7 protein-coding genes and 1 tRNA gene are annotated in these 6642 nt (G+C 63.2%); 7 read left to right on the forward strand and 1 reads right to left on the reverse strand.

Going from position 1 to position 6642, the window contains the following annotated elements; all coding sequences use genetic code 11:
• Positions 1-75: 75 nt before the first annotated feature.
• The 5 genes from ACP5E6_RS15265 to ACP5E6_RS15285 all read left to right on the forward strand — a co-directional run bounded on the left by ACP5E6_RS15265 (position 76) and on the right by ACP5E6_RS15285 (position 3892).
• Positions 76-801 (forward strand): PspA/IM30 family protein, encoded by a 726-nt coding sequence (locus ACP5E6_RS15265; RefSeq protein ID WP_427955419.1) that lies wholly within the window; start codon positions 76-78, stop codon positions 799-801.
• Positions 798-1190 (forward strand): hypothetical protein, encoded by a 393-nt coding sequence (locus ACP5E6_RS15270; protein WP_427955421.1) that lies wholly within the window; start codon positions 798-800, stop codon positions 1188-1190. The genes ACP5E6_RS15265 and ACP5E6_RS15270 overlap by 4 nt, the downstream gene beginning before the upstream one ends.
• 13 nt (positions 1191-1203) lie before the next feature.
• Positions 1204-2136: a heavy metal-binding domain-containing protein gene (locus tag ACP5E6_RS15275; protein ID WP_427955423.1), complete on the forward strand. Its 933-nt coding sequence runs from the start codon at positions 1204-1206 to the stop codon at positions 2134-2136.
• A gap of 101 nt (positions 2137-2237) precedes the next feature.
• Positions 2238-2435 carry a DUF3311 domain-containing protein gene (locus ACP5E6_RS15280; protein WP_427955425.1) on the forward strand — a complete coding sequence of 66 codons (198 nt, stop codon included), beginning with the start codon at positions 2238-2240 and terminating at the stop codon, positions 2433-2435.
• Positions 2432-3892: a sodium:solute symporter family protein gene (locus ACP5E6_RS15285; protein ID WP_427955428.1), complete on the forward strand. Its 1461-nt coding sequence runs from the start codon at positions 2432-2434 to the stop codon at positions 3890-3892. The genes ACP5E6_RS15280 and ACP5E6_RS15285 overlap by 4 nt, the downstream gene beginning before the upstream one ends.
• 18 nt (positions 3893-3910) lie before the next feature.
• Here ACP5E6_RS15285 and ACP5E6_RS15290 read toward each other — a convergent pair whose 3' ends face one another.
• A complete protein-coding gene (locus ACP5E6_RS15290; RefSeq protein WP_427955430.1) occupies positions 3911-4264 on the reverse strand; it encodes a DUF167 domain-containing protein in 354 nt (117 codons plus the stop codon).
• Between the two features lie 207 nt (positions 4265-4471).
• Between ACP5E6_RS15290 and ACP5E6_RS15295 the strand changes: the two genes are divergently transcribed.
• On the forward strand, positions 4472-6196 hold the full coding sequence (locus ACP5E6_RS15295; protein WP_427955432.1) for a c-type cytochrome: 1725 nt from the start codon (positions 4472-4474) through the stop codon (positions 6194-6196).
• A gap of 196 nt (positions 6197-6392) precedes the next feature.
• Positions 6393-6482: transfer RNA gene (locus tag ACP5E6_RS15300), tRNA-Ser, on the forward strand.
• Positions 6483-6642: the final 160 nt, after the last annotated feature.

Consider the following 6642-nt stretch of genomic DNA (forward strand, 5'->3'; position numbering starts at 1 on the left):
TGATTATGTTGCCACTGTCGCGTCAACTTAATCGCATATCACTCTAGCGTTTATTTTCACGAACGGAGCGAAATCATGAGCCTGATGTCGCGTTTCACCACATTGATCGCCGCCAAGGCCAATAAAGTGCTCGACGCCGCGGACGATCCCGATGCTGATCTGCAATTGTCGTACGAAAAAATGGTGACCAGCCTGCAGGAAACCAAACGCCATCTTGCGGACGTGATCGCCGAGCAGATCACGCTCGAGCATCAGATCGCCGATCACCAGGCCGCGATCGGCCGCCACGACGCGGATGCCCACATCGCCCTGAAAGCCAATCGCGAAGACCTCGCGCGCGCCGCGCTCGCCGACAAGGAGGCCGAGACCCACAAGCTCGAACCGATCCAGGCCTCCTATGAGCACGTCAGGCAGCAGGCGGAAAAACTGAAGCAATATGAGCAGAAACTCGAAGCCAAGATCGAGCAATTCGCGACCGAAAAGGAATCCCTCAAGGCCGAGCACGACGCGGCGAACGCCGAATTGAAGGTCGATCAGCAGCTTGCCGGAATCGGCCAGGGGCTGGGCGGCGTTGAGGACACGATCCAGCGCGCGCGTGATAAAACCCACGCCCTGTCGGCCAAGGCCGAGGCCATGGAACGCCTGATGGACGATGGCACGATCCATGATCCGCTCGATCATCGCAGCCGCAGCGAGCACGAGATCGAAAAACTGCACGATACCTCCGACATCGATGACCAGCTCGCGAAATTGCGCGCCGAAATGGCGCAGTCCCAACCGCCGCCGCAACAACCCTCATGAGCGAGGATGATCTCAGCGCGATCGACCTGCACGCCGCCTTCATGCGTCGTGCGGCGGCCGATCAACCCGCCTTCGTCGAGGCCCTGGCGGTGCGGCTGGAACAGTCGCTGCCCGGCCTGGTGCGGGTTGAGCGCAAAAAAGACGGTCTGTTCAGCAAAACCGCCCATGTCCATCACATCAGCATCGACACCGGCGCCGTGCAGTATATTCTGGAACAGGAACACGGCATTTTGCACGCCTCCTGCGCGCACGGCACCCACGGCGTCATTCTCAAACGCGAAACCCTCACGATCGCGCAATTCCTCGCCGCGCTGAACGAGGCGCTGGGTAAACTCTCGGCCGATGCCGAGGGCGCGCACCGCGTACTGCATGATTTTCTGATGTCATAAGGAATAATCAGCAATGTCGTTCAAGGATCTGCTCAAGGGCGTGGTCGGCGCTGTGGTGGCGGGGAATGCGGCGAACGACCCCGCCGAATTGGCCCGTCAGGCGGCGCGCATGGCCGAATGGCACACCGCCCTGCGCCATAACGGCGTTCCCGGCTTCGTCGGTGAACGGCTGCGCCACACCGCCGTCGGGCGGCTGCCCTGGGTCTCCACGGCATCGCCGGGCGACCTGCTCACCCTGCGCACCCATGGCATCAAGACCCTCGGCATGGTTTCCGGCAATTGCTGGTATCATTTCGGCTATTCCTGGACCGAAGGCCATCGCGACGGCTGGCACACCGCGATTGCGCGGATGCAGCACGAAGCAGCACTAATGGGAGCGCATGCGGTGGTCGAGGTCAGGCTCGCCACACGGCAATCGAGCGAACCGGACGATCGCAACTCGATGGACTACAGCGCCACCGGGACCGCCATCAGCATCGCCGGAATGGCCGACGAGCGCGATCCCATGGTTGCCACCGTCTCGCAACTCGAATTCGCCCGCCTGCTCGAGGCCGGAATTCTGCCGGTCGGCCTCGCGGTCGGCGCCCATTACGAATGGATGGCCGACCCCTATGGCTGGGCCGATGCCCAGCAAAGCTACTTCAACCAGGAGCTCGAGGTCCTGGCCGGATTTCAACGGCGGGTGCGCCAATCGGCCCTGAATGCGATGCGCAGCCACGCCCGCACCCAAGGGGGCACCGGCGTGCTCGGGCGCGTGCAGTTCACCGAAATGTTCCGCGAGCCGGGCAATCAGGAAGAACCGACCCAGTATCTGTGCCGTCACATCGCCTTCGGCACCGTGATCCAGCACCGCAAGGGCGAGCATCGGAGCCTCAAACCGCGCGCGGTCCTGATGACGCGGAAATCACGATCGAAATCGCTTGAAGCCACCGAATCGGTGATCTGAAGCCGGCCTCCCCCGGCATCACAATAACACTTGCCAGCCACGCGTTCTCGGAACACAGTAACGCGAGGGATACGTCCGGCACACCGACCAGGGGAGGTTTCGTGAAACCATTTCAATGGCTTGCCGTCGTGCCGTTCATCGGTCTGTTGATCGGCCCCATCGTGCACAACCGGCTGCACCCGTTCATTCTCGGCATGCCGTTTCCGCTCGGCTGGATCACTGTGTGGATCGTGCTGACCGCGCTCATCATGGCGATCGTCTATGCACTCGACCCGGCCAACAAGGGAGACGCGCCATGACGATCCCGTTGATCCTGTTGGGACTGACCGTCATTTTCGCCCTCCTGCTCGGCATCGGCGCCCGGTCCGGCCATCAGATGGGTCTGGAGGAATGGACCGTCGGCAACCGCGGCTTCGGCGCGATTCTGGTGTTTCTGCTGCTCGCCGGCGAAATTTATACCACATTCACCTTCCTCGGCGCTTCCGGTTTTGCTTACGGGCTGGGGGCGCCGGCCTATTACATTCTCGCCTATGCAACGCTTGCCTACGTGATCGCCTATTTCCTGCTGCCGCCGGTCTGGACCTACGCCAAGCAACATCATTTGGTGTCGCAACCCGATTTTCTCGCGCATAAATACGACAGTCCGGCGCTCGGCATCGTGGTGTCGCTGGTCGATATCGTCGCGCTGATCCCCTATCTGGTGCTGCAACTGACCGGCCTTGGTATCATCGTGGGGGCGGCCGGCTATGGCGGTATTTCAAACACCGCCGCCGTTCTGACCGGCGCCGTGGTGGTCACGATCTATGTGATCGTCTCCGGCGTGCGCGGTTCCGCCTGGACCGCCGTGGCCAAGGACATCATGATCCTCGGCGTCGTGCTGTTCCTGGGCCTCTATCTGCCGATCCATCTCTACGGCGGCATTGGCCCGATGTTCGCCGATATCGCCAAGGCCAAGCCCGGCTTCCTGATTTTTCCGGACAAGGGGCAGTCGGTGTGGTGGTTCGTCTCGACGGTGCTGCTCACCGCGCTCGGTTTCTTCATGTGGCCGCACTCATTCGCCAGCTGCTACACGGCGCGCGATGCGAAAGTGTTCCGCAAGAACGCGATCGTTCTGCCGATCTATCAGCTGATCCTGCTGTTCGTTTATTTCGTCGGCTTCGCCGCGGTGCTGAAGGTGCCGGGTCTGAAGGGGGCAGCGAGCAATCTGGCGCTGTTCAAGCTCGTGGTGGCAACCCTGCCGCCCTGGGTGGTCGGCATCGTCGGCGCCGCCGGGGTGCTGACCGCACTCGTTCCGGGTTCGATGATCACAATGACGGCCGCGACCTTGATGGCCCGCAATGTCTACGGTGCCTACAACAAACAGGCGAGCAACGATCAGATCGTGTTTCTGGCCAAATGTCTGGTGCCGGTGGTGATGCTGATCGCCGTGGTCTTCACCCTCACCGGCAACGCCACCATCGTGACCCTTCTGCTGGTCGGCTACAGTTTCGTGACCCAGATGTTTCCGTCGCTGGTCGCCAGCCTGTTTCCGGCCCTGGGCGCCACCCGTCAGGGCGCGATGTCGGGCATCGTGGTCGGCGTCGCCGTCGCGGCCTGGTTGACGTTCAGCCACGCCTCGATCGGCAGCCTCCTGCCGTTTCTGCCGCAGGGGATCAAGGACCTCAACGTCGGAATCATCGCCCTGTTCGCCAATCTCGTGGTGCTTGCCGCCGTTAGTGCTGCAACGAAACGAAGTGCTATGGCCGTGGCGGAGTGAGCCACCCTGGTCAGCGGATCATGAAAACACCGGCGGTAGTCGGGTGGGCGCCTTGATCCGGAGTTGCTTGTTCACATTCATCCGGCCAAACACCACCTCGATCGCCGCGGGGGCAACGCCGAATTCGCCAGCGAGGAATCGGACCATGTGATCGGTCGCCCGGCCGTTGCGTGGCGCGGCGGTGACGCTGACCTTGAGCTGCGTTCCCTTGGGTTTGCCGATCGCATCGCTGCTGGCGCTGGGTTTGCCGAGAATATTGACCACGAGCGTGTCACCCTCCCACCAGAAGAACGAACGCGGCGCTTCGGGCGCGGCCTCGGGTGCCGCTCCGGGCGCTGCTCCGGGCATCGGCTTGCGTTTCGGCTGTTTCATCGCGCCATTGTCGCGCGGATGCACCCGCCCTGTAAAATCTCCGGCCGGTTCGGTGCCCCGCTCGGCACGGCCACACATTCTCGTGACAGGATCGAAAGATCTGATCCAGATCAATGAACACGCCGATGCGCTTCACTAACCCGGTTCATGGTTCGGTACCGCCTGGTGCCGGAATGAGACAGCATGGGAACGGATGATATGATACGAATGATCGGGACGGATGACCGGGCCGCACGAAACCAGCGGTCCGCGCGGCGGCGGCGGATCGTCGCAGGCGCGGTCGCCTTCTGTGGCGCGCTGCTCTGCACCAATCTGGCGCAGGCGACGGCACCGCTGACCGCGCCACCCGATTCGCCATCGCCGCCCGCATACCCGGCGCTGCCCGCCCCCAACACCGCCGGAATGAGCAAGGCTCAGGTCGCGGTTGTCCAACGCGGCGAATTTCTGGCCGCCGCGGGCGACTGCATGCCCTGCCACACCGCGCCGGGTGGCAAGCCCTTTGCTGGCGGGTTTTCCTTCGTCACACCGTTCGGCGCCTTGTTCGGCCAGAACATCACGCCCGACAAGGCGACCGGCATCGGCCGCTGGACCGATGCCCAGTTCTGGGCCGCCCTGCATGACGGTGTCATTCCCGGCAAATCGCTCCTGGTGTTCCCGAATTATATGTACCCGGCGATGCCCTACACGTCCTATGCGAAGCTCAGCCGGCCCGACGTCATGGCGATCAAGGCCTATCTCGATGCGATCCCGGCCGTGCATCAACCCGACGTCAAGGATCAGCTGGATTTCCCGTTCAACATCCGCGCCGGCCTCCTGACCTGGCGGATGCTCTTTTTCAGCCATGCACCGATAAAATACGCCAAAACCTGGACACCGTCCGTGCGTCGCGGCGCCTATCTCGTCGAGGCGCTCGGCCATTGCAGCGATTGCCACTCGCCGCGCAACCTCATGCTGGCGGTCAAATCCGGCGAAACCCTGGCCGGCTCCCGCATCCTGGGCGAAACCTGGTACGCCAACAACATCTCGTCATCGAAACGCGATGGCATCGGCGGCTGGAGCCGGGCCAGCCTGGTGTCGTTTCTGCATGACGGCGGCAACATGACCCATGGCTCCGATTTCGGGCCGATGAAATCGGTCGACGATGACAGCCTGAGCCAGTTGCCGATCGGCGCGATCAACGACCTCGCCGCCTATCTGCAAACCGCAACGCCGCCGCGCCGCAATTCTCCGCAGCCGCCGGCGGCGCACCCAAGCGCTATCGCCGCGGGCAGGGCGCTTTACGCCGAAAACTGCGCGGCCTGCCATCATGCCAACGGCGCGGGCAATGCCGCCATTGCGCCCAATTTGAAAGGCAATGCAGCGGTCTGGCAAGGCCCCGCCGACAATGTGATCGGCGCCACCCTGGCCGGGCTGGAACCATGGCACCCCGGCGGCCTGGCGATGCCCTCCTACGCCGCATCGCTCAACGACCATCAGATCGCGGCGATTGCGAACTACGTCCGCACCGCGTGGGGCAATCCGGGTGTCGCGAACGCCACCGCCGCCGAGGTTCTGGCCATGCGCGAGACGGCGCCGTCCCATGCGCTCGCCGCCGCCGATACCGATTATCTCGACCTGCCGCCAATCGCCTCAGCCGCCGCCCGGCGCCTGCACTGCCCGATGCTGAGCCCCGGCGACGCCAGCGACTGGCCGCAATGGGGCCAAATCATGCGCGGCGCCACCATCGCCTCTTTGAAGATCAAGGCAACCACCCTCGCCGCAGCCATCCGTCAGGCCGACGCCACCGTGACCGATCCGGAGCTGACCCACGATCTGATCATGGCCGCTTGCCCCGTCATCGCCACCCAACCCGGCGTCAGCCGATCGGCACAGCGATCCGCACTGCACGACTTCACCAAAACCGCGGCAACCATTGCCCACGCGACGCCATGACGTGAAACCCCAACAGACACACGGCACCGGCGGCGACCCTGTGATCACGGCGCGGCGCGAGAGTTCATCGACCCGCTCGAGCGACGATCCGGCTGCGCCCAACCACCCCGGCATCTTGGTTTCATAACCCCGATCCGACAACCCATCACCGCCGGCTTGAGCCGCCGACGGTTGTTGGCTATGTACCGCCCACGCCGGAGGGATGGCCGAGCGGTTTAAGGCGCACGCTTGGAAAGCGTGTGTGCGTGAAAGCGTACCGTGGGTTCGAATCCCACTCCCTCCGCCACCCCTGCATCCAGAGCTGTCCGGCACCATCCCACAAAGTCTTTGTTTCCAATGGGTTGAGTGCCAGTCTATCCACCTGCATCCCTCGGATTTGCCCCAATTTGGCTCTTCCACGTGGGTGATTTCTTGGGTAAGATTCGGAGCATGGCGCGCTTGGTGAA

Origin of the sequence: Acidiphilium sp. (genome assembly GCF_049977125.1) — a bacterium.
Lineage (GTDB): Bacteria > Pseudomonadota > Alphaproteobacteria > Acetobacterales > Acetobacteraceae > Acidiphilium.